The sequence below is a fragment of the Neorhizobium sp. 2083 genome (assembly GCF_031455615.1).
Taxonomy (GTDB): domain Bacteria; phylum Pseudomonadota; class Alphaproteobacteria; order Rhizobiales; family Rhizobiaceae; genus Neorhizobium.
Genome location: NZ_JAVDTC010000005.1, coordinates 462,198 through 481,786, shown reverse-complemented (window position 1 = coordinate 481,786; position 19,589 = coordinate 462,198). Strand labels below are relative to the sequence as shown.

General features: G+C 62.1%; 14 protein-coding genes and 1 tRNA gene. 7 read left to right on the top strand and 8 right to left on the bottom strand.

Annotated features, from left to right (window positions below; translation table 11 throughout):
• Nucleotides 1–170: 170 nt before the first annotated feature.
• The 4 genes from J2X76_RS21625 to J2X76_RS21610 all read right to left on the bottom strand — a co-directional run bounded on the left by J2X76_RS21625 (nt 171) and on the right by J2X76_RS21610 (nt 7,006).
• Nucleotides 171–3,983, bottom strand: coding sequence for a vitamin B12-dependent ribonucleotide reductase (locus tag J2X76_RS21625; protein WP_310219339.1), 3,813 nt, complete (start codon nt 3,981–3,983; stop codon nt 171–173).
• A gap of 689 nt (nt 3,984–4,672) precedes the next feature.
• A complete protein-coding gene (gene gpt, locus J2X76_RS21620; protein WP_113128993.1) occupies nt 4,673–5,170 on the bottom strand; it encodes a xanthine phosphoribosyltransferase in 498 nt (165 codons plus the stop codon).
• 78 nt (nt 5,171–5,248) lie between these two features.
• A complete protein-coding gene (locus J2X76_RS21615) occupies nt 5,249–6,088 on the bottom strand; it encodes a universal stress protein (RefSeq protein ID WP_113128738.1) in 840 nt (279 codons plus the stop codon).
• 132 nt (nt 6,089–6,220) lie between these two features.
• A complete protein-coding gene (locus J2X76_RS21610) occupies nt 6,221–7,006 on the bottom strand; it encodes a competence/damage-inducible protein A (RefSeq protein ID WP_310219336.1) in 786 nt (261 codons plus the stop codon).
• Between the two features lie 250 nt (nt 7,007–7,256).
• On the opposite strand from J2X76_RS21610, the gene wrbA reads away from it, so the two are divergent.
• From wrbA to J2X76_RS21595, 3 genes are all read left to right on the top strand, one after another.
• Nucleotides 7,257–7,856 (top strand): NAD(P)H:quinone oxidoreductase type IV, encoded by a 600-nt coding sequence (gene wrbA, locus J2X76_RS21605; RefSeq protein ID WP_310219335.1) that lies wholly within the window; start codon nt 7,257–7,259, stop codon nt 7,854–7,856.
• Between the two features lie 161 nt (nt 7,857–8,017).
• Nucleotides 8,018–8,103: transfer RNA gene (locus J2X76_RS21600), tRNA-Leu, on the top strand.
• Between the two features lie 67 nt (nt 8,104–8,170).
• Nucleotides 8,171–8,818: a metallophosphoesterase family protein gene (locus J2X76_RS21595; RefSeq protein WP_113128742.1), complete on the top strand. Its 648-nt coding sequence runs from the start codon at nt 8,171–8,173 to the stop codon at nt 8,816–8,818.
• Here the strand turns inward: J2X76_RS21595 and J2X76_RS21590 are convergent.
• The gene (locus J2X76_RS21590) at nt 8,815–10,269 is read right to left on the bottom strand and encodes a TrkH family potassium uptake protein (protein ID WP_310219333.1); all 1,455 of its coding nucleotides are present in this window, start codon (nt 10,267–10,269) and stop codon (nt 8,815–8,817) included. The genes J2X76_RS21595 and J2X76_RS21590 overlap by 4 nt on opposite strands.
• Nucleotides 10,270–10,437: 168 nt before the next feature.
• Here J2X76_RS21590 and ilvA point away from each other — a divergent pair, with 168 nt between their 5' ends.
• On the top strand, nt 10,438–11,652 hold the full coding sequence (ilvA, locus tag J2X76_RS21585; protein WP_405030075.1) for a threonine ammonia-lyase: 1,215 nt from the start codon (nt 10,438–10,440) through the stop codon (nt 11,650–11,652).
• Here the strand turns inward: ilvA and J2X76_RS21580 are convergent.
• Nucleotides 11,645–12,637, bottom strand: a complete 993-nt coding sequence (locus J2X76_RS21580; RefSeq protein ID WP_310219331.1) for an alpha/beta fold hydrolase — start codon at nt 12,635–12,637, stop codon at nt 11,645–11,647. The two genes, ilvA and J2X76_RS21580, sit on opposite strands and share 8 nt — an antisense overlap.
• A gap of 79 nt (nt 12,638–12,716) precedes the next feature.
• A complete protein-coding gene (locus tag J2X76_RS21575; RefSeq protein WP_310219329.1) occupies nt 12,717–13,733 on the bottom strand; it encodes a glycerophosphodiester phosphodiesterase family protein in 1,017 nt (338 codons plus the stop codon).
• 104 nt (nt 13,734–13,837) lie between these two features.
• Between J2X76_RS21575 and J2X76_RS21570 the strand changes: the two genes are divergently transcribed.
• From J2X76_RS21570 to J2X76_RS21560, 3 genes are all read left to right on the top strand, one after another.
• Complete coding sequence (locus tag J2X76_RS21570; RefSeq protein WP_113282988.1) at nt 13,838–14,161, top strand: HlyU family transcriptional regulator; 324 nt, start codon at nt 13,838–13,840, stop codon at nt 14,159–14,161.
• Nucleotides 14,162–14,293: 132 nt separating this feature from the next.
• The gene (gene amt, locus J2X76_RS21565) at nt 14,294–17,482 is read left to right on the top strand and encodes an ammonium transporter (protein ID WP_310219327.1); all 3,189 of its coding nucleotides are present in this window, start codon (nt 14,294–14,296) and stop codon (nt 17,480–17,482) included.
• An 88-nt stretch (nt 17,483–17,570) separates the two neighbouring features.
• The gene (locus J2X76_RS21560) at nt 17,571–18,857 is read left to right on the top strand and encodes a GGDEF domain-containing protein (protein ID WP_310219325.1); all 1,287 of its coding nucleotides are present in this window, start codon (nt 17,571–17,573) and stop codon (nt 18,855–18,857) included.
• Here the strand turns inward: J2X76_RS21560 and J2X76_RS21555 are convergent.
• Nucleotides 18,854–19,471 (bottom strand): FMN-dependent NADH-azoreductase, encoded by a 618-nt coding sequence (locus J2X76_RS21555; RefSeq protein WP_113128750.1) that lies wholly within the window; start codon nt 19,469–19,471, stop codon nt 18,854–18,856. The genes J2X76_RS21560 and J2X76_RS21555 overlap by 4 nt on opposite strands.
• Nucleotides 19,472–19,589: the final 118 nt, after the last annotated feature.

Sequence of the window (19,589 nt, the reverse complement as noted above, 5' to 3'; positions counted from 1 at the left end):
CCGCGTGGGCTTCGGCCTTTTCGCGGTATTAAAAGCCGGGGTCTAAGGACTCCGGCTTTGTCATTTCCGATGCATGCAAATCAATTCACCTGAGTCTCGTTTTGTTCTCCTTGGTAGTCCAGCCCGAAGTTTCCTTCGGGCTGTTTTTCCTTCAGCTATTCACAGAAAAATCAGCTGCAACCGCTCGTCGCACCGCACGTGTCGCACTTCTCGCAGGTCCCGTTCCGGACCATCGTGAAGTTCTGGCACTCGCCGCACATGTTCCCCGTATACCCCTGGGCAATCGAGCGCATCCGGCGTTCGTTTTCCACCTTCTTGGCTTCGGTCTTGGCGGTCGCTGCCTCGTCGGCGGCCTTGTCGGAGAAGAGGGCGGTCGTGGCGGCCTGTTCTTCGGCCAGTTCCTCGACGATCTCTTCGGCGAGTTCCTTGGCGCGCTCCTCGTAGTCCCGCTTGAAGGAGACGATTTCGGAGGTGGAGATAGCGACGGTCGGTTCCAGCTTGCGGGCGGCGGCGCCGGCAAAGGCGGTGACGTTGGTGCCGGCCGAGGCACGCGCCGGGGCGGCGGTGGCGGCACCCTTGATCTCGGCGGCCGGGCGGTCGCCGCCGGTGCCGGAGACGAGCGTCGGCTTGTAGCCGCGGGTCAGGCCCTTGGAGACCACGTCCGCCTTGCCTTCGGAAACGCCGCGGCCGAGCGCGGTGTTGTTGAAGTCGGACGTATCGACATGCGCGAGGTCGTGGCGGGAAAGATAGGAGATCGCCAGTTCGCGGAACACGTAGTCGAGGATGGAAGTGGCGTTCTTGATCGCGTCATTGCCCGTCACGATGCCGGCCGGCTCGAACTTGGTGAAGGTGAAGGCATCGACATATTCCTCGAGCGGCACGCCATATTGCAGGCCGAGCGAGACGGAGATCGCGAAGTTGTTGATGAAGGCGCGCAGCGCCGAACCTTCCTTGTTCATGTCGAGGAAGATTTCGCCGAGGCGGCCGTCATCGTATTCGCCGGTGCGCAGGAAGATGGTGTGACCGCCGATCTTCGCCTTCTGGGTATAACCCTTGCGGCGGCCTGGCAGCTTTTCCTGGGTGCGGACGACCTTTTCGATGATCCGCTCGACGATCTTTTCGGTGATCGTCACGGCCTGGGCTGCTGCCGGCTGGGCCAGCAGTTCCTCGACCGCGTCCTCGGTATCGTCCTCGTCGATGAGGGATGCGTTGAGCGGCTGCGAGAGCTTGGAACCGTCGCGGTAAAGCGCGTTGGCTTTCAGGCCGAGCTTCCAGGACAGCATGTAGGCGGAGCCGCAATCCTCGACGGTCGCGTCGTTCGGCATGTTGATCGTCTTGGAGATCGCACCCGAGATGAACGGCTGGGCGGCCGCCATCATGCGGATATGGCTTTCGACCGAGAGGTAACGCTTGCCGATCTTGCCGCAGGGATTGGCGCAATCGAAGACCGGCAGATGCTCGGCCTTCAGGAAGGGGGCGCCTTCGAGCGTCATCGCGCCGCAGACATGGATATTGGCCGCTTCGATGTCCTTCTTCGAGAAGCCGATATGTTCGAGCAGGTTGAAGCTCATGTCGGCGAGCTGCTCGTCGGTGACCTTGAGCGCGCCCTTCAGGAAGTCGGCACCTAAAGTCCACTGGTTGAAGACGAACTTGATGTCGAAGGCGGCCTTCAGCGCGCCGTTGACGGCTTCGATCTTCTCGTCGGTGAAACCCTTGGCGCGGAGCGAGCCGGGGTTGATGCCGGGCGCCTGGTTGAGGTTGCCGTGGCCGACCGCATAGGCCTCGATCTCGGCGATCTGGCTTTCCGTATAACCGAGCGAGCGCAGCGCGTCCGGGACGGCGCGGTTGATGATCTTGAAGTAACCGCCGCCGGCGAGCTTCTTGAACTTGACGAGCGCGAAATCGGGCTCGATGCCGGTCGTGTCGCAATCCATCACGAGGCCGATCGTGCCGGTCGGCGCGATGACCGAGACCTGCGCGTTGCGGTAGCCGTGCTGTTCGCCGAGTGCGAGCGCCTTGTCCCAGGCGGCCTTGGCATGGGCGGCGAGGTCCTGGTCCGGGTTTTCCGAATGGATCAGCGCGACCGGGTTGACCGACAGTGCCTCATAACCGGAGGTTTCGCCGTGTGCGGCGCGGCGATGGTTGCGGATGACCCGCAGCATGCTGTCGCGGTTCGGCGCGTAGTTCGGGAACGGGCCGAGCTCGGAGGCGATTTCCGCCGACGTGGCGTAGGAAATGCCGGTCATGATCGCAGTCAGCGAGCCGGCGATGGCGCGGCCTTCCGGAGAGTCGTAGGCGATGCCGGTCGACATCAGCAGGCCGCCGATATTGGCGTAGCCGAGGCCGAGCGTGCGGTACTGGTAGGAGAGTTCGGCGATCTGGCGCGACGGGAACTGCGCCATCATCACCGAGATTTCGAGGACGACGGTCCAGAGCCGCGTGGCATGTTCGTAATCGGCGATGTTGATGCGGGCCGTCGTCTTGTCCTTGAACTGCAGGAGGTTCATGGAAGCGAGGTTGCAGGCCGTGTCGTCGAGGAACATGTATTCCGAGCACGGGTTCGAGCCGCGGATCGGGCCGCCGGCAGGCGACGTGTGCCAGTCGTTCATCGTCGTGTTGAAATGGATGCCCGGATCGGCGGACGCCCAGGCGGCGTAGGAGATCTGTTCCCAGAGGTCCTTGGCCTTCAGCGTCTTCATCACCCTTCCGTCCTTGCGGGCGGTGAGGTTCCAGTCGCCGTCGTTCTCGACGGAACGCAGGAAATCGTCCTTGAGCGAGACGGAGTTGTTGGAGTTCTGGCCGGAGACGGTCAGATAGGCTTCCGAATCCCAGTCCGTGTCATAGGTCTTGAATTCCAGGTCCTTGTAGCCCTGGCGGGCGAACTGGATGACGCGGCCGACATAGTTTTCCGGAACCTGGTCCTTCTTGGCGGCCTTGATCTCGCGCTTCAGCGCCGGGTTCCTGGCCGGGTCGAAGCAATCATCACCGGAGCCGCCTTCGCAGTTGAGGCAGGCCTTCATGATGGCCTTCAGGTGCCTGGAGACGATCTTGGAGCCGGTGACGAGCGCCGCCACCTTCTGTTCTTCCTTGACCTTCCAGTTGATGTATTCCTCGATATCCGGATGGTCGATATCGACGACCACCATCTTGGCAGCGCGGCGGGTGGTGCCGCCCGACTTGATGGCGCCGGCGGCGCGGTCGCCGATCTTCAGGAAGCTCATCAGGCCCGAGGAACGGCCGCCGCCGGACAGCTTTTCGCCTTCGCCTCTGAGCATCGAGAAGTTGGAGCCGGTGCCGGAACCGTATTTGAACAGGCGCGCCTCGCGGACCCACAGGTCCATGATGCCGCCTTCGTTGACGAGATCGTCCTCGACCGACTGGATGAAGCAGGCATGTGGCTGCGGATGCTCATAGGCCGACTTGGACTTCGTCAGCTTGCCGGTGAAGGGGTCGACATAGAAATGGCCCTGACCGGGGCCGTCGATGCCATAGGCCCAATGCAGGCCGGTATTGAACCACTGCGGGGAATTGGGGGCGACGCGCTGGGTGGCGAGCATGTAGGCAAGCTCGTCCATGAAGGCGGCCGCATCTTCCTCGGACGTGAAATAGCCGCCCTTCCAGCCCCAATAGGTCCAGGTGCCGGCGAGACGGGAGAAGACCTGGCGCGCATCGGTTTCGGAACCGTACTGCTCTTCCTTCGGCAGTGCCTTCATCGCTTCCGTGTCAGCTACAGAGCGCCACAGGAAGGAGGGGACGTCGTTTTCCTCGACCTTTTTCAGGACCTTCGGAACGCCGGCCTTGCGGAAATATTTCTGGGCCAGAACGTCGGTCGCGACCTGGGAGAACTGCGCCGGCACGTCGATGTCGGCAAGCCGGAAGACGATCGAGCCGTCCGGATTGCGGATTTCGCTGACCGCCTTGCGGAATTCGATCTCCCCGTAGGCGCCGGTAGCTGGCTTGGTAAAACGACGTTCGATGCGCATTGCCTTAAGTCCCTCGTCTGTTGGCGCCTGTGGAAAGGCGCAGATGTGCCGCTCCAGCCCACACGTTCGACGCGCGCAGCCGGTTGAATGTTCCCGATCCCAGGTGAAACATCTTTCGATGCGAACCTGTATGTTGTGGTGATAACGGCTGCAACACTACTACATATAGTATTAACAGAATCTTTCCGCTAGTCCCAGCCGTTGTTCCGGAGCGGAAAATCGAGCACGCACGGAGACCTGTCAGCAACCCGCCCCTCATAGCCGGACTGCATGGTCATTTCCCGTCAAACTCGAAGAAGAACCGGCCTCGTTAATTCCGGTCCAGTCGCCGCCGCAACGTAAGGGACACTGTCGAACTACCCGAGAGATTCGTCAAGGCGTAGATTGCAACGCTTTTGTAACCACAAGATATTGTGGTTTCTGGCTGTGGATAACGGGGATGGGGAAATAACCAAGGAATCTCAGGCAGTTGCGAAGGTGGCTTGAAGCTTGCTCAGGCGGGGGCCGAAATATTTCGTGACAGCCTGACCGAGCGATAAGCCCGGCTTAGTGGGGTTTTTAAGGACGTGGCGTACCATATTGAGGCGTAGTATGAATTTTCACCCACTAGTAATAGACGCGCCCGCACCGGTTTGCGTCCGGGCGGGCGAGTGACAAGGCGGGAGGTTTCCTGCAAGCGCGGGCGAGAATCAGCCCTTGGTGCCCTTGGCGATCGGCTCCTGGTAGGTGAAACCCATGTCCCAGGGAAAATAGATCCAGGTGTCCTGGCTGACTTCGGTGACGAAAGTGTCGATGGTCGGCACGCCGGAAGGTTTTGCGTAGACGCAGGCAAAATGCGCTTTCGGCAGCATGGCGCGCACTTCCGATGCCGTCTTGCCGGTATCGGTGAGGTCGTCGACCACCAGCACGCCGGCACCTTCGTCGACCGTCAGTTCGGGGGTGATTCCCTTGAGCAGGTTCATTTCGCCCTGGTTGACGTAATCGTGGTAGGAGGCGATGCAGACGGTCTCGATCAGCCGGATATTGAGTTCCCGCGAAATGATCGCCGCCGGCACCAGTCCGCCGCGGGTGATACAGACGATGGCGCGGAAATCCTGGCCGAGGCCGGCGAGCCGCCAGGCAAGCGCCCGGGCGTCGCGGTGGAATTGATCCCAGGAAACGGGAAAGGCTTTTTCGGGAAGAGACATGAGGCTGGCCACCATTAGCGAAAGCATGTTGTTGGCTCTCGCTAATAGCGGCAATTCGCCCGTTGACGCAAGGATTTGTCAGCGGGAAAGCAAAGTCAGCGCCGTCATCGAATCGAGCAGGTTGCGGGTGACGCCGCCAAACAGCATTTCCCACCACCGCGAATGGCCGTAACCGCCCATCACGAGAAGGTCGACGCTACCTTCGGAAAGGTGGTTCTCGATTGCCGCGGCGGCAGACTTGCCGCTCTTTCCCTGTGTCGACAGCGTCACGTTGATACCGTGCCGGGCAAGCGTGGCGGCAATCTCGGCGCCGGCCATTTCCGGCGTCTGGTCGCCGCGGTCGCCGGGATCGACGCAGAACACCTCGACGCTTTCGGCCCCCTTGAGGAAAGGCATCGAATCGAAGGTTGCCCGTGCCGCCTCCCGCGAACCGTTCCAGGCGATCATCACTCGCCTGATCGGCTGCGGCACCTTCATCGTATAGGGGATGAGCAGCATCGGCCGGCCGCTGTCGAACAGGAAGGTTTCGAGATCGGCGCGGTGATCGGCATGGGCGGGATCGCTCTGGCTTGCGACGATCAGGTCGACCGCGTGGGCGGTGTCCATCACCGAGTGGGAACCGTAACCGGCCGACGACATGAAGCTGCGCCATTCAGTGGAAAGACCCTCGCGGGCCGATTGCGCCTTGAAGATCCGCTCGACTTCCGCCGTTTCCTTCTGCGCCGCGTCCTGAAGGATCTGCACGGCGGCGGGGTCGGGAATTTCCATCGGCGCGATCAGCGGCACGGCGGCCAGCGTTTCGGCATGCACGCCGATCAGGTGGGCGGAAAACCGCTCGGCGAGCGCAATCGCGAAATCGGTGATCTGCCTGGCGTTTTGAGGTGTGTCGAGAACGGCGAGAATGGTCTTGTAGGCCATGGCTGTGTCTCCTCATCAACTGGTTCTGCGGGATTGGAAACCAGTGTCAGATAAATACGTGTGTCGCACCTTGATCCCGGTCAAGGAGTGGGCGACCGGCAATCGGGAGACGGAGTGCCGCGGCGCGCCCGATCAGGCGTCGGCCGTCGGATTGGTGGGGATTTTTGCCCGGTCGATGCCGGCGATCATCTCCGCCACGGCCTGCGCGGCCGCATCGAGAACCTGCGGATCGCGGGCGCGCACGACGATTTCGGTCGAGAACCGCTGACCGTCATATTTGGGATAGGAGCCGATGCTGGTCTCGGGATGCGCCTTCTGCACGGCCGACAGCAGCGTGCCGATATCGCCTTCGCCATAGGGGCAGGGGAGCGCCCGCGACAGCATTTTCGCGCCGGAGCGCAGCATCGGCAGCACGTTGTCGACCATCGCCTGGAAGACCTGCGGCACGCCGGCCATGACATAGACATTGCCGATGATGAAGCCCGGGGCGGTCGAGACCGGATTGGGAATATGCCTGGAGCCTTCGGGCATGCGCGCCATGCGCTGGCGCGCCTCGGTGAATTCCATCTCGCGGCGCCTGTACATGTCGGCGAGCAGCCTCATCGCCTCGGGATCGTGGATGCACGGCACGCCGAAGGCTTTCGAGATCGCATCGGCGGTGATGTCGTCATGGGTCGGGCCGATGCCGCCCGAGGTGAAGACATAGTCGTAGCGGGCGCGCAGCGCATTCAGCGCCTCGACGATCGCATCCTCCTCGTCGGCGACGATGCGCACTTCCTTGAGGTCGATGCCCGATAACGTCAGAAGATCGGCGAGATGGCCGATATTCTTGTCCTTGGTCCGGCCTGACAGAAGTTCGTCGCCGATGGCGAGCATGGCGGCGGTGACGATCAAGGATGGTTGCGACGCTTCAGACATGGATATTCCTCCGTAAGTGCCACACTCCTAAGCCCAATTTTTTCAAGGCAGAAGCGATTTTGTGACGAGGGGTGCAGAAAGGGCAACTGTTACGAATTTGTGTTTGCCAAGCGAAAAATCGTCTCCAGATGCTGAACAGTGCGTAGACCCCGCGAGGGCTGTCGCTCCCCCGTGAAGCCGTTACATGTGAACACGGTTGTGGCCGCAGACGGCCTTGTTCACATAATCAGACATCCCAATGGAGAAGATCATGGCAAAGGTTCTCGTGCTTTATTATTCCGCTTACGGCCACATCGAAAAAATGGCCTATGCCGTTGCGGAAGGCGCGAAGTCGGCAGGCGCCGACGTGACGGTCAAGCGCGTTCCGGAACTGGTTCCGGAAGAGGTCGCCAAGGCCTCCTATTACAAGATGGACCAGCAGGCTCCGGTCGCGACCGTCGACGAACTGACCGAATACGACGCGATCATCGTCGGCGCCGGAACCCGATTCGGCACGGTCGCCTCGCAGATGCGCAATTTCTGGGATCAGACCGGCGGCCTCTGGGCGCAGGGCAAGCTGGTCGGCAAGCTCGGCTCGATGTTCACCTCGTCGGCCACCCAGCATGGCGGCCAGGAATCGACCATCCTCGGCTTCATCCCCACCTTCCTGCACCAGGGCATGGCCGTGGCCGGCCTGCCCTATGCCTTTGCCGGCCAGATGGGCACCGAGGAAGTCAAGGGCGGCTCGCCCTACGGCGCCAGCACGATCACCAACGGCGACGGCTCGCGCCAGCCTTCCGAGATCGAACTTGAAGGCGCAAAATTCCAGGGCGCCCACGTCGCCAAGCTGGCAGCCAAGCTCGCCGGCTGATCAGGCGCGTTTGAATTGAAGAAAAGGGCGCGGCGAGAGATCACCACGCCCTTTCCGCATTCCGCCGATCCGGCCGGTCACGCTTTTTCTCGACCGGCGAACCGCTTCCGCAATTTGGGTGCTTGACGACGCCCCGCAAGTTCAAGAAACAGGACGCCCATGCGGACGTGGCGAAACTGGTAGACGCAAGAGACTTAAAATCTCTCGGCCTTTGGTCATGCGGGTTCGATCCCCGCCGTCCGCACCAAACCTGCCCCTGCCTGCAACCGTTTTCGCTGAAGGCCGTTTGATATCCACCGTGATGGAGGCGTGTTTTGGGCTTTACCTTTGCCATCGGCGACATCCACGGCTGCCTGGCGCAGCTGAAGGAACTGCTCGGGCATGTGGAAGACCACGCGCCTAGCGGACACGTGGTGTTTATAGGCGACTATATCGATCGCGGGCCGAAGAGCCGGGGCGTGCTCGACCTCGTCACGGCGGGGCCGAGGAGGGAGGGCTGGCGGTGGACGGCGCTCAAGGGCAATCATGAGGACATGATGGTCCGGGCGCATCAGAACCGTGGGCATGACGAACTCATCTGGATCGACAATGGCGGCCGTGAGACGCTGGAATCCTTCGACGGCTATGTGCCGCCGGACATGCTGGAATGGTGCGCGCATCGCCCGCTGATCCTTGTCGACGAGCACCGGATCTTCGTGCATGCCGGCGTCGACGAAACGTTGCCGCTCGAAGGCCAGTGGGAGCGCGACCTGCTCTGGAAGCGGTTCCCGAGCGACGAGGATGGCGAATTCTGGGGCCGGCATCTGTGTCACGGCCATACGCCGCTTCCGGGCAATCCGCAGACGATCGGCAACCGCACCAATATCGACAGCGGCTGCGTGTTCGGCGGCGAACTGACCTGCGCCGTCTTCGACGACGACGAGCCGGGCGGACCGATCCGTTTCCTCCGCGTGCCGGGTTAGTGCCGCCAGAAGACTGGAGTCAGGAGGACGAGCACGGTCAGGATTTCGAGACGGCCGAGCAGCATCATCAGCGACAGCAGATAAAGGGCGGGATCGCCGATCGTCGAGAAGTTGCCGACGGGGCCGACGATCGGGCCGATGCCGGGGCCGACATTCGACAGCGCGGTGATCACCGAAGACATGGCGGTCAGGATATCGTAGCCGAACAGCGTCATGCCGACGCTGCCGACCACCCAGAGAAAAATATAGAGGCTGACGAACAGGAAGACGGCGCGCTGCGTTTCCGCATCCACCGTCAGGCTGCCGTAGCGAACGGGATAGACGGCGTTCGGATAGATGAGCTTGTTCAGTCCGGCGCGGATGACGTTGAACATCACCACGAAACGATAGGCCTTGATGCCCCCGGCGGTCGACCCGGAGCAGCCGCCCATGAACGTGGCGAAAAAGGCGACAAGCACGGCGAACGGTCCCCACAATGTGTAGTCGTCGCTTGCAAAACCGCCGGTCGACAGGATCGAGGTGATGTTGAAGAACGAATGGATCAGGGCGTCGTCGAGTTCGATACCGTTTTTCAGGTGATGATAGACGGCAAGTAGGACCGAGATGACGCACAGATACCCCAGGAAAACGAGGATTTGCGGGTCGCGCAGCGTATCCAGCCGGCCGCGCACGGCAAGCAGGATGAGGACTGAAAAAGGCAGGCTGCAGATTGCAAGGAAGATCGTGCCGACGACGAGAAGCATGTTGTTGTCAAAATAGGCAAAGGACATGTCATGCGTCGAGAAACCGGCCGTGGCGACAGTCGACATCGCATGGTTCAGCGCATCGAAATGATCCATGCCGGCAAGATCGTAGGCGATTGCGCAGGCAAGGGTCAGCAGCACGTAGACGATCAGGAAGGCCCGGGTGAAGCTCGCAAGCCGGGCGAACGGCTTGTCGTTGGTCTCCGACGATTCGAGCTTGAAGATCGAGGCGCCGCCGACCTTGAGGAACGGCAGCACGAACAGGCCGAGGCCGACGATGCCGATGCCGCCGAGCCAGGAAAGTAGCGAGCGCCAGAGCAGGATGCCGGGCGGCATGGTATCCAGCCCGACGATGACCGTCGAACCGGTGGTGGTGATGCCGGAAATCGATTCGAACAGTGCCTGCGCGAAGGAAAGCTCGTGCTCGGCAAGGAACAGCGGGATGGCGCCGACCAGCGAGAACATCGCCCAGAGAACGTTGACCAGCAGGAAGCCGAGACGCTTGTTGAAGACCGGCGGGGGGCCGCGGGTTGCGAGTGCCGTTGCCGTTGCAAGCCCGCCGACCATGAAGCCGGACATGGCGAACACCTGCCAGTCGTCATGCCCGTAATAAAGGTCCACCAACGCCGGCAGGAACATCGCCAGCGACAGGTAGAGTGCGCAGAGCGCCGTCATGTAGATGACCGACCGGAGAAGATTGGCGTTCAAAAAATGGTTGTCCCGAAGTTCGCGGCAACTGAAAGAAGCTTTGTCTCAGTCGTAAGCCTATGGCATAGCGGGACCATTCTTGAAATTCAATGGATGGCCGATGTGACCAGGGCGAGCGTGAGCGTGGCGGGTGTGACCAAGGCGGGCGTGGACGAAGCAAGGGTGGCGATGCGGGAGATTTTTCCCGAGACGCCGCTGCAGATGAACGAGCACCTGAGCCGCCGTTACGGCGCCGAGATCTGGCTGAAGCGCGAAGACCTCTCGCCGGTCCGCTCCTACAAGATCCGCGGCGCCTTCAACTTCCTGCGCAAGGCGATTGCCGCAGGCGCGAGCGGCAAGACCTTCGTCTGCGCCTCGGCCGGCAACCACGCGCAGGGTTTTGCCTTCGTCTGCCGCCATTTCCAGGTGCCGGGCGTGGTCTTCATGCCGGTGACGACGCCGCAGCAGAAGATCGACAAGACCCGCATGTTCGGCGGTCCGTTCATCACCATCCGGCTGATCGGCGACATTTTCGACCAGTGCTATGCGGCGGCCCGCGCCCATGTGGAGGAGACCGGCGGCGTCATGGTGCCGCCCTTCGACGACGCCGACATTATCGAGGGCCAGGCGACGGTCGCGGCCGAACTGCTTGAGCAGTTGCCCGACGGCGTCACGCCCGACCTGGTCATCCTGCCGGTCGGCGGCGGCGGGCTGTCGTCGGGCATGACCGGGTACCTGAAGGATGTCGTGGCAGGAAAGGGCTTTCTGTTCACCGAGCCGGAGGGCGCCCCGAGCCTGAAGAAGAGCCTCGAGGCCGGCGGGCCGGTGACGCTCGCCAAGCTCGACAACTTCGTCGACGGTGCGGCCGTGGCAAGGATCGGCGACCTGAATTTCGAGGCCTTGAAAGGCTTTTCGCCGGATCAGGTCCTGCTCGTGCCGGAAAACGCCATCTGCGTGACGATCACCGAAATGCTCAATGTCGAGGGTGTCGTGCTGGAGCCGGCCGGTGCCCTGTCGATCACCGCGCTCGACATGCTGGGCCGGGAAAAGCTCGCGGGCAAGACGGTGGTCTGCGTCGTCTCGGGCGGCAATTTCGATTTCGAGCGCCTGCCGGACGTCAAGGAACGTGCGATGCGCTATTCCGGCCTCAAGAAATATTTCGTGCTGCGGCTTGCCCAGCGCCCCGGCGCGCTGCGCGACTTCCTCAATCTGCTTGGCCCGGAAGACGATATCGCCCGGTTCGAATACCTGAAGAAATCGGCGCGCAATTTCGGCTCGATCCTGATCGGCATCGAAACCGCAAGACCGGAGAATTTCGCGGGCCTGATCGAACGTTTCGAGGCGGCGGGCATGGGGTATCAGGACATTACCGAAAACGAGATCCTCGCCAACCTCGTCATTTGAGCACGGTCTTAAGCCAGGCGATCGTCCGGTCCGTAAGCGCTCCGGTCGTTGCCGGAGAGATGATGTCGCCAGCAATCACATGGTTGACGGGATCGCCGGTCGTGCCGACATCGAAAAGCGCGTGAGGCCCGCCCCAGCGGCCGGCGACCGTGCGCACCTTGTCGGGCCGGATGACTTCGTCGAGCGACGAATAGAGGAAGAGGGCCGGCGTCTTCACCTGCTCGACCGGGCTCTCGACGGAAAGTTTGACCAGCGCCGCCATCGGCAGCAGCGCACGTGTCGGATAGCGGGTCGTCCAGTGGGCGGCATGGCGGTCGTTATAGGGCGTGAAGCCGCGGCTCTCGCCAAGCAGCAGCCTTGAAAGCTGCGGCGCGACCGGCGTCGTCAGCAGGAAGGCGCCGAAACTGTTGATGCCGTAATTCGGCGAAAGAAACACGGCAGCGGAAATGCGCGGCGCGATCTTCGGATCGGCAAGCGCCAGCGTCGCAAGCGAAGCGCCGGTCGAGGTGCCGATGACGATAACCCGGTTGCCGACCGCTTCGCCGATCGCGAGACTTTCGGAAAAATCCTTGAACCAGTCTTCGAGGTTTGGCTCCCCCATGGCATCGCCGCTGCGGCCATGGCCGGCAAGCCGCGTGAAATAGAGATTGGCGCCAAGCGCTGCCGCGACAAGGTCGGGCAGGGGGCGTATCTCTTCGGCTGAAGCCGAGAAACCGTGCACATAGACGATGGCGAAAGGCGTTTTCGCCTTCGTCGCCGGATCGGCCCAGACGACCCGCTTGGCGGCGCCCGGTCGTACATCCGGGAAACGGCTTTCTTCCTCAGCAAGATAGGCGTCGATATCGGCGCCGAGGCGGGTCTCGTCGAAAGCGGGAAAACCGTCAGCGGGCATGCGCGGGCCGGACATCAATATCCCTCCGAAAGCGGCAACCAGGATCGCGCAGGCATAAATGGCCGTCCGCCATGACAGGAATCTCCTCCGCATCCGGGGCTCCCTCCGAACGGAGGGAATGATAGGCGGGCTTGATGACGGCGGGAAGTCTTGTCTGCCGCAGATCGCTGGATTAGCCGCAGACATGCGGCCGAGCGGGCAGGGCGCAGAAGCCGCGACGCTCCACCTCGGGCCGCGTCTTCTCGATGACATTGGTCCAAACGAAGCCCGGAAATCCCGACGGCACCATGTCCCAGGTGTCGCGGTCGTCTATGCCGGATGATCCGGCGTCACCGGCCTCGAACGGGCCGATCAGCACGACATCCGATCCGGCCGCCCGAATCCGGCCGTAAAAACGCTCCGGCCAGCCCCAGAGCAGGAAGGCGTAGTTGATCGGCACGGGCACGAGCGTGTTGCGGCAGGCCTCCGGCACGTTGCCGCTCCAACCGAGCGCGAGATAGGTGAGGAGACAGGATTTTGCGGAGCGGTTCGAGTAACCGGGAAGGCCCGTGACCAGCCCTACTGCTTTTTCGGTCGGCTCGCTGCCGCCATAGACGCCGAAGGCCGCTGCCCGGGCGGCCGACCGGCTGTTGAGCAGGGCAGCGAGCGCTTCGCCCTCTTCAGCGCGGCGGCTTTTGAAATTGATCAGGAAACGGCTGTCGGGAAGGGCGTCGAAAACCTCCGGCAGGGTCGGCATCAGGCCTTTTCCCTTTCCCCGGAACGGAAAGGTCTTACCCCCATCGGCCGTATAGCCGTAGCCGATATCGAGTGTCTTCAGGACGGCCATCGGCGTCTGTTCGGTGACGCCCTTGCCCTCGGTGCGGCAATCGAGGGTCCAATCGTGGAAGACGGCGAACTGCTTGTCCGGCGTCAAATGTACGTCGAGCTCGACCACGTCGGCTCCCGCGTCGAAGGCGGCCTTCATGCCGGCCACGGTATTCTCCAGAAAGGCATGTGTCGGCGGCAGCATCAGGCTCGCGGTACAGGTGTCGCTCTTGACGTTGGTGGTGTCGAAAAGCTGGTGCTGGCCGCGATGAGCTATGATCCTGAGCGGCTTGTCGTTTGGAAACCGGGAGAAGACGGTTGTATTGCCGATCCAGAGCGCGGCGGCGATGAGGAGGGGGAATGCTGCGGCGATCTTCCATTTCATGCGGAGGGTTCCTCTGTCGTGCGGATGGGCATGAGACGTCCGAGCGCGACTTTTCCTTGGGTGCCCGGCTTCCGGCCTGTGCGGGAATATGCTAGGCAGCCGCCATGGCTTCGTTTCTGTCCAATATATTCTCGATGTTCTCCGGTGGCGGCAAAGCTGCCGAAGCACCCGCTGCTTCCGCAAAACCTGTCGAGCATGCCGGCTGCGTCATCCATCCGACGCCGATCCGCGAAGGCTCGCAGTTCCGGCTGGCCGGGCGTATCGAGAAGGACGTGGAAGGCGAGACGCTGGTGCGCAATTTCGTCCGCGCCGACGTCTTCACCTCGATGGACGACGCTATCGAATACACTGTCCGCAAGGCGCAGCAGATCATCGACCAGAATGGTCCGTCGCTGTTTTCCGATGGGGAGAAGTCGCGCTCCGCGTGACGTGCGTTCCGCATTGTGATCGTAAAAATTGCGAGTCATACTCAAAATTAAGTCATTAGCGATAGCTTGAGGCATCTGTTCCGATGTCTTTACTGCGGTCGACTTTTGATGCGATCTCGCTGGTTATATTTTATGCTTTTTATCGGCTCCGGGTTTTCCGGCGGCCTTTTCCCGGCCCTTGCCTTCGCGGGCGATCTCCCTTCGAATGTGTCCCGGCTGGATATGACATGGGTTCTGGTCGCCGCCGGGCTGGTCATGTTGATGCAGGTAGGCTTCCTTCTGCTCGAAGCCGGCATGGTGCGCTCGAAGAACTCGATCAACGTCGCGCAGAAGAACCTTCTCGATTTCGTCTTTGGTGTCGTCGCCTTCGCTGCGGTCGGCTTCATGATCGCCTTCAGCCGTTCGAACGGTTTCCTGTTCGGGACGCAGAGCGAGTTCTATTTCCTGCGCGACCTGGACAGTTGGCAATCGGCCTTTTTCGTCTTCCAGGTGATGTTTTGCGGTACGGCTGCAACGATTGTGTCCGGCGCCGTCGCCGAGCGGATGAAGCTCCCGGCCTATGTGTTCGGTTCGCTGTTCATGTCGGGCCTGATCTATCCGGTCTTCGTCCACTGGGCCTGGGGGTCGGCCCTGTTTCCGAACGCGTCCGCCTTCCTGTCACAGATGGGTTTCGTCGATTTCGCCGGCTCCACGGTCGTCCATTCGACCGGCGGCTGGGTGGCGCTTGCGGCCTGCATGGTCATCGGCCCGCGCATCGGCAAGTTCAATGCCGACGGCACGCCGGTCCGGATCGCCGGTCACAGCCCGGTTCTCTCGACCACGGGCGCGCTGCTGCTGTTCATCGGCTGGATCGGGTTCAACGGCGGCTCGACGCTCGGGGTCTCCGACGAGGTCGCGCCGATCATCGCGAACACGGTGCTGGCGGGCGGCATGGGCACCTGCGTCGGCTATGTCATCGGCTTCTACCAGGACGGCGTCATCCTTCCGGAAAAGTCGAATTCCGGCATGCTCGGCGGGCTCGTGGCGGTTACGGCCGGCTGCAATATTTTTGATCCCGCAAGCGCATTGATGGTCGGCGCGATCGGCGGCGCGGTGGCGATCTTCGGCAATGCCTTCATCGAGAGAACGCTCAGGATCGACGACGCGGTGGGCGCGATCGGCGTCCATGCCTTTGCCGGCGTTGCCGGAACGCTGCTCGTCGCGCTGCTTGCGCCGGTCGAGCAGCTGCCGGCGGGCGGCAGGCTGGCGCAGCTGCACGTGCAGCTCGTCGGGATCGGCGTCAGTTTCTACTGGTCATTCGGCCTCGGTTACGCCTTCTTCTGGGCCGTGAACCGGCTCATGCGCATTCGCGTATCGGTCAGGGACGAAGAGGACGGGCTGAACCTTGCCGAACACGCGACACGCCTCGGCGTCGGCCATGTGGAAGATGCACTGACCGATCTTCTCGGCGGCAACGCCGACCTGCGCAAGCGCCTTCCGGTGGTGAAAGGCGACGAGGCCGAAAAGCTGACCGGGCTTTTCAACCGGCTGATGGACAATGTCGAGGAGGAGGAACGCAGCCGCGGAGAGCTGATGGAGCTTCGCCGCGACAACGAGGAGTCCGAGCGCGTCGCAGCGCTCGCCAACGCCACGTTCGAGGCGATCCTGATCCACAGCAACGGCATCATTGTCGACGGCAACGAACAGCTGGGCAAGATGATGGGCCTGCCGCTTGCCGAAATCATCGGCCGTTCCGTCTTCGACTTCCTGCATGACGGCGAGACGATCCGCGTCGCCGACATGATGAAGCTCAACGACGACAACAGCCACGAGATCGTCGCGATGTTGGCGAGCGGCGAGGGGATTCCCGTCGAGGCACGGGGCCGCGACATCCTCTATCGCGGCGAGAAGGCCCGCATCGGCTGCCTCGTCGATCTCAGGGAACGCAAACAGGCGGAAAGCCGGATGCGCTATCTGGCGCTGCACGATCCGCTGACCGGGCTCCCCAATCGGGTGCTGTTTTCCGAACGGCTGACCGAGCTGGTCGACGAGGCCGGGGACGGCAAGGGCTGCGGCGTCCTGATGGTCGATCTCGACCGCTTCAAGGATATCAATGACATCCATGGCCATCAGGCCGGCGATGCGGTGATCCGCGAGACCGCCGCGCGTCTTGCGGCCGTGGCCGGCGCCGACAACATCGTCGCCCGTTTGGGCGGCGACGAGTTCGCCGTGATCATCGCGCATATGTCCGATATCGACGAGCTCGAGAATTTCGGCAACCGGCTGCTGGTCGCGATGGCGGATCCGATCGATATCGGCCACGGTGAACAGGCCAATATCAGCGTCAGCATCGGCGGCGCGCTGTGCCCGGAACACGCCACGGACATGGACGCGCTGATCGGCTGCGCCGACGTCGCGCTCTACCACGCCAAGAATGCCGGCCGGAACGCCTGCCGCATGTTCAGGCGGGGCATGAACGAGCTGATCGAAAAGCGCCGGGCGCTGGAAGTCGATCTGGAAATTGCCCTGCAGGGCAATGAATTCGAACTCTACCTGCAGCCGCGCGTCGAGGCGGAAAGCGGCCTCATCATCGGTTACGAGGCGCTTTTGCGCTGGGTTCATCCGAAACGCGGAATGATCAGCCCCGGCGATTTCATCCCGGTCGCGGAAGCCTCCGGCAAGATCATCCGGCTCGGCGCCTGGGTGCTCGCCGAAGCCTGCAGGCTCCTGGAGGATCTCGACGGCCATATCAGCGTCAACGTCAGCCCGCTGCAGTTCCGCCATGCGGATTTCGTCACTGATCTTGCCGATCTTCTGAGAATCACGGGCGCCGATCCGCGCCGGATCGAGCTCGAAATCACCGAAAGCGTGCTGATCGAGGACGACAAGCGAGCCGTCCAGATCCTCAACGACCTGAAGCGCATGGGTTTCCACATCGCTCTCGACGATTTCGGTACCGGTTACTCGTCGCTGAGCTACCTGAGCCGCTATCCGTTCGATACGATCAAGATCGACCGCAGCTTCGTCAACAACCTGAACGTGGTCGATAACGCGCAGATCATCGTCCGCACCATCATCGACCTCGGCTCCGGGCTTGGCATGAAGGTCGTCGCGGAAGGTGTCGAGACGATCGAACAGGCACTGTTCCTCGCTCACGCGGGTTGCGACGAGCTCCAGGGCTATCTTCTCGGCAAGCCCCGGAAGGCCGGCGAAATCGTCCGCGAAGTCGATCCCGCGATCGCCACCCAGCTCCGCAACGTCCCCAAGAGGCTGCCGGAGATCCAGGATTACCCGTCATTCGAAAGCGAAACCTCCCTGCCGTTATTGCATAGTCATGCATAATGGCGATAATCCTGTCGGGTTGGAGAACTTGTAAAAAAGACAACGGTTACAGCGGCATAGTGCCTGCAGGAGGTTAAGGTAGATCGAAATGCAAGTGTTCAATCTAGCCCTCTTCCTTCTGGAAGCGGTGATCTATTTCACTGTCATGACCGCCTTCCTGCATTTCCGCCGCCAGATTGGACTTGGCGTATTTCTTGCCGCTCTCGGTGTCATGCATTTCATGGAGACCTATCTCGCGGCGGTCTTCTATATTGAACTTCCGTTCGGCACCGTTTCTCCCGGTTCTTCGGTCTTTTTTGCCGGCAAGCTGATGATGATTCTGCTTCTTTACTTGAAGGAGGATGCGGCAACCGTCCGCCAGCCGATCTACGGGCTTTTCCTCGGCAACCTGCTGACCGTCGGGATCGCCCAAATTCTCCAGGCGCACGAGGTCGTGGCGCTGCCGGGCGGCCGTGCCGCGGACATGGCTTTCCTCAACGAGATGGGCTGGCTGATGGTGTGGGGCACGGCGCTGCTCTACGTCGATGCGATCGGCATCATCCTGCTCTACGAGCGGCTCGGCCGCGTACTGCGCAACAATGTCGTGCTGAGATTCGCACTCAGCGGCGCGGTTATGCTGACCTTCGACCAGGTCGGATTCTATTCGGCGCTCAATATCCTCTTCGATGCGCCGCCTTCGGTCTTTTTCGGCGGCTGGTATGCCAAGATGCTCGCCGTGGTTCTCTACGCGCTGCTGTTTGCCGTCTATCTCAAGATCGAGCAGATCCCGCGACTGGCCAGGTCGACGCGCGAGATCACCGACATCTTCAACGACCTGACGTTTCGCGAGCGCTATCAGGCGCTGCTTGCCAAGAGCGGCGTCGACGGGCTGACCGGGCTTTTCGACCGCGGCCGGCTGGAGGCGGATGTTCCCAAGCTCATCCACCGCTGTCTCGACCGCGGTACGGGGCTCAGTCTCATCATCATCGATGCGGATCACTTCAAGCAGGTCAACGACCTGTTCGGCCACCTGAAGGGTGACGAGGTGCTGAAGGAAATCGCGCTCTGCCTGCAGGCCGGCTCGCGCCCGAGCGATCATCTCTCTCGTTTCGGCGGCGAGGAATTCGTGCTGATCCTGCCCGACACTGATCACGATGCCGCCTTGACGATCGCGGAGCGTCTGCGCACCGCCATCTGCCGGTCGGTCATTCGTCCCGACGGTCAATGTGTGACGGTGTCGATCGGCGTGGCGACCGCTCCTGATGACGGACACGCGCTGGATGCGATGCTCGGGCGCGCCGACGAGCGGCTCTACCGCGCAAAAAATGACGGCCGGGACAATGTCCACGGCCGTCTCGGCAGGCTCGTTCCGTCAGGGGCAGGGACGGGTGCTTAGGCGGCGAGAGCAAGCTGCCGGTTGCGCTGCTGGGCGGTGGCGATAGCCTTTTCAGCAGCTTCCGGGCCGAAGGCGACGCCTTCGACATAGATGACTTCCACATCGGTCATCCCCAGGAAGCCGAGGACGGTCGTGAGGTAGGGGACGGCATGGTTCATGCCGGCGGCCGGACCTTCCGAATAGACGCCGCCGGATGCAAGCACGACATAGACCTTCTTACCGGTGGCGAGGCCTTCCGGGCCTTCCGCCGTGTAGCGGAACGTCTGGCCGGCGCGGGCGACGTTGTCGATCCAGCTCTTCAGCGTCGAATAGATGTTGAAGTTGATGAGGCCCGTGGCGATGACCACCGTATCGGCGGCCATGAGTTCGGCGACCAGCTTGTCGGAATAGTCGGCGGCGGCGGCTTCCGCCGGGCTGCGGTCTGCGGCCGGCTTGCGGATCGCCGACGTGGTGACGCTGTCGAGATGCGGGATCGGATTGGCGCCGAGATCGCGATGTACGACCGAGGTGCCGTTGTCGCGGGCGCTCAGTTCGTTGGCGAGGTCATGGGCGACCTTGCTGGAGAGCGAGTCGTCGCCGCGCGGGCTCGAAGTCACGAGAAGAATGGAGGACATGGTTTGTTTCCTTGTCTGGAGATACGTCTGCAGCTTGGGTCTGCAGTTATCCGGGATTGGAGAAAGCGGGTGGATCCGCTCTGTTCGAGAGATTAGATAGGCGTGGACGCCCATCGAT

Excerpts from the sequence above, each read along its gene's own strand:
- J2X76_RS21615 (WP_113128738.1), bottom strand. The coding sequence starts at position 6,088 with ATGGCCTACAAGACCATTCTCGCCGTTCTCGACACACCTCAAAACGCC.
- J2X76_RS21580 (WP_310219331.1), bottom strand. The coding sequence starts at position 12,637 with ATGCGGAGGAGATTCCTGTCATGGCGGACGGCCATTTATGCCTGCGCG.
- J2X76_RS21575 (WP_310219329.1), bottom strand. The coding sequence starts at position 13,733 with ATGAAATGGAAGATCGCCGCAGCATTCCCCCTCCTCATCGCCGCCGCG.
- J2X76_RS21555 (WP_113128750.1), bottom strand. The coding sequence starts at position 19,471 with ATGTCCTCCATTCTTCTCGTGACTTCGAGCCCGCGCGGCGACGACTCG.
- J2X76_RS21625 (WP_310219339.1), bottom strand. The coding sequence starts at position 3,983 with ATGCGCATCGAACGTCGTTTTACCAAGCCAGCTACCGGCGCCTACGGG.
- J2X76_RS21570 (WP_113282988.1), top strand. The coding sequence starts at position 13,838 with ATGGCTTCGTTTCTGTCCAATATATTCTCGATGTTCTCCGGTGGCGGC.
- J2X76_RS21610 (WP_310219336.1), bottom strand. The coding sequence starts at position 7,006 with ATGTCTGAAGCGTCGCAACCATCCTTGATCGTCACCGCCGCCATGCTC.
- wrbA (WP_310219335.1), top strand. The coding sequence starts at position 7,257 with ATGGCAAAGGTTCTCGTGCTTTATTATTCCGCTTACGGCCACATCGAA.
- J2X76_RS21560 (WP_310219325.1), top strand. The coding sequence starts at position 17,571 with ATGCAAGTGTTCAATCTAGCCCTCTTCCTTCTGGAAGCGGTGATCTAT.
- ilvA (WP_405030075.1), top strand. The coding sequence starts at position 10,438 with ATGCGGGAGATTTTTCCCGAGACGCCGCTGCAGATGAACGAGCACCTG.
- amt (WP_310219327.1), top strand. The coding sequence starts at position 14,294 with ATGCTTTTTATCGGCTCCGGGTTTTCCGGCGGCCTTTTCCCGGCCCTT.
- gpt (WP_113128993.1), bottom strand. The coding sequence starts at position 5,170 with ATGTCTCTTCCCGAAAAAGCCTTTCCCGTTTCCTGGGATCAATTCCAC.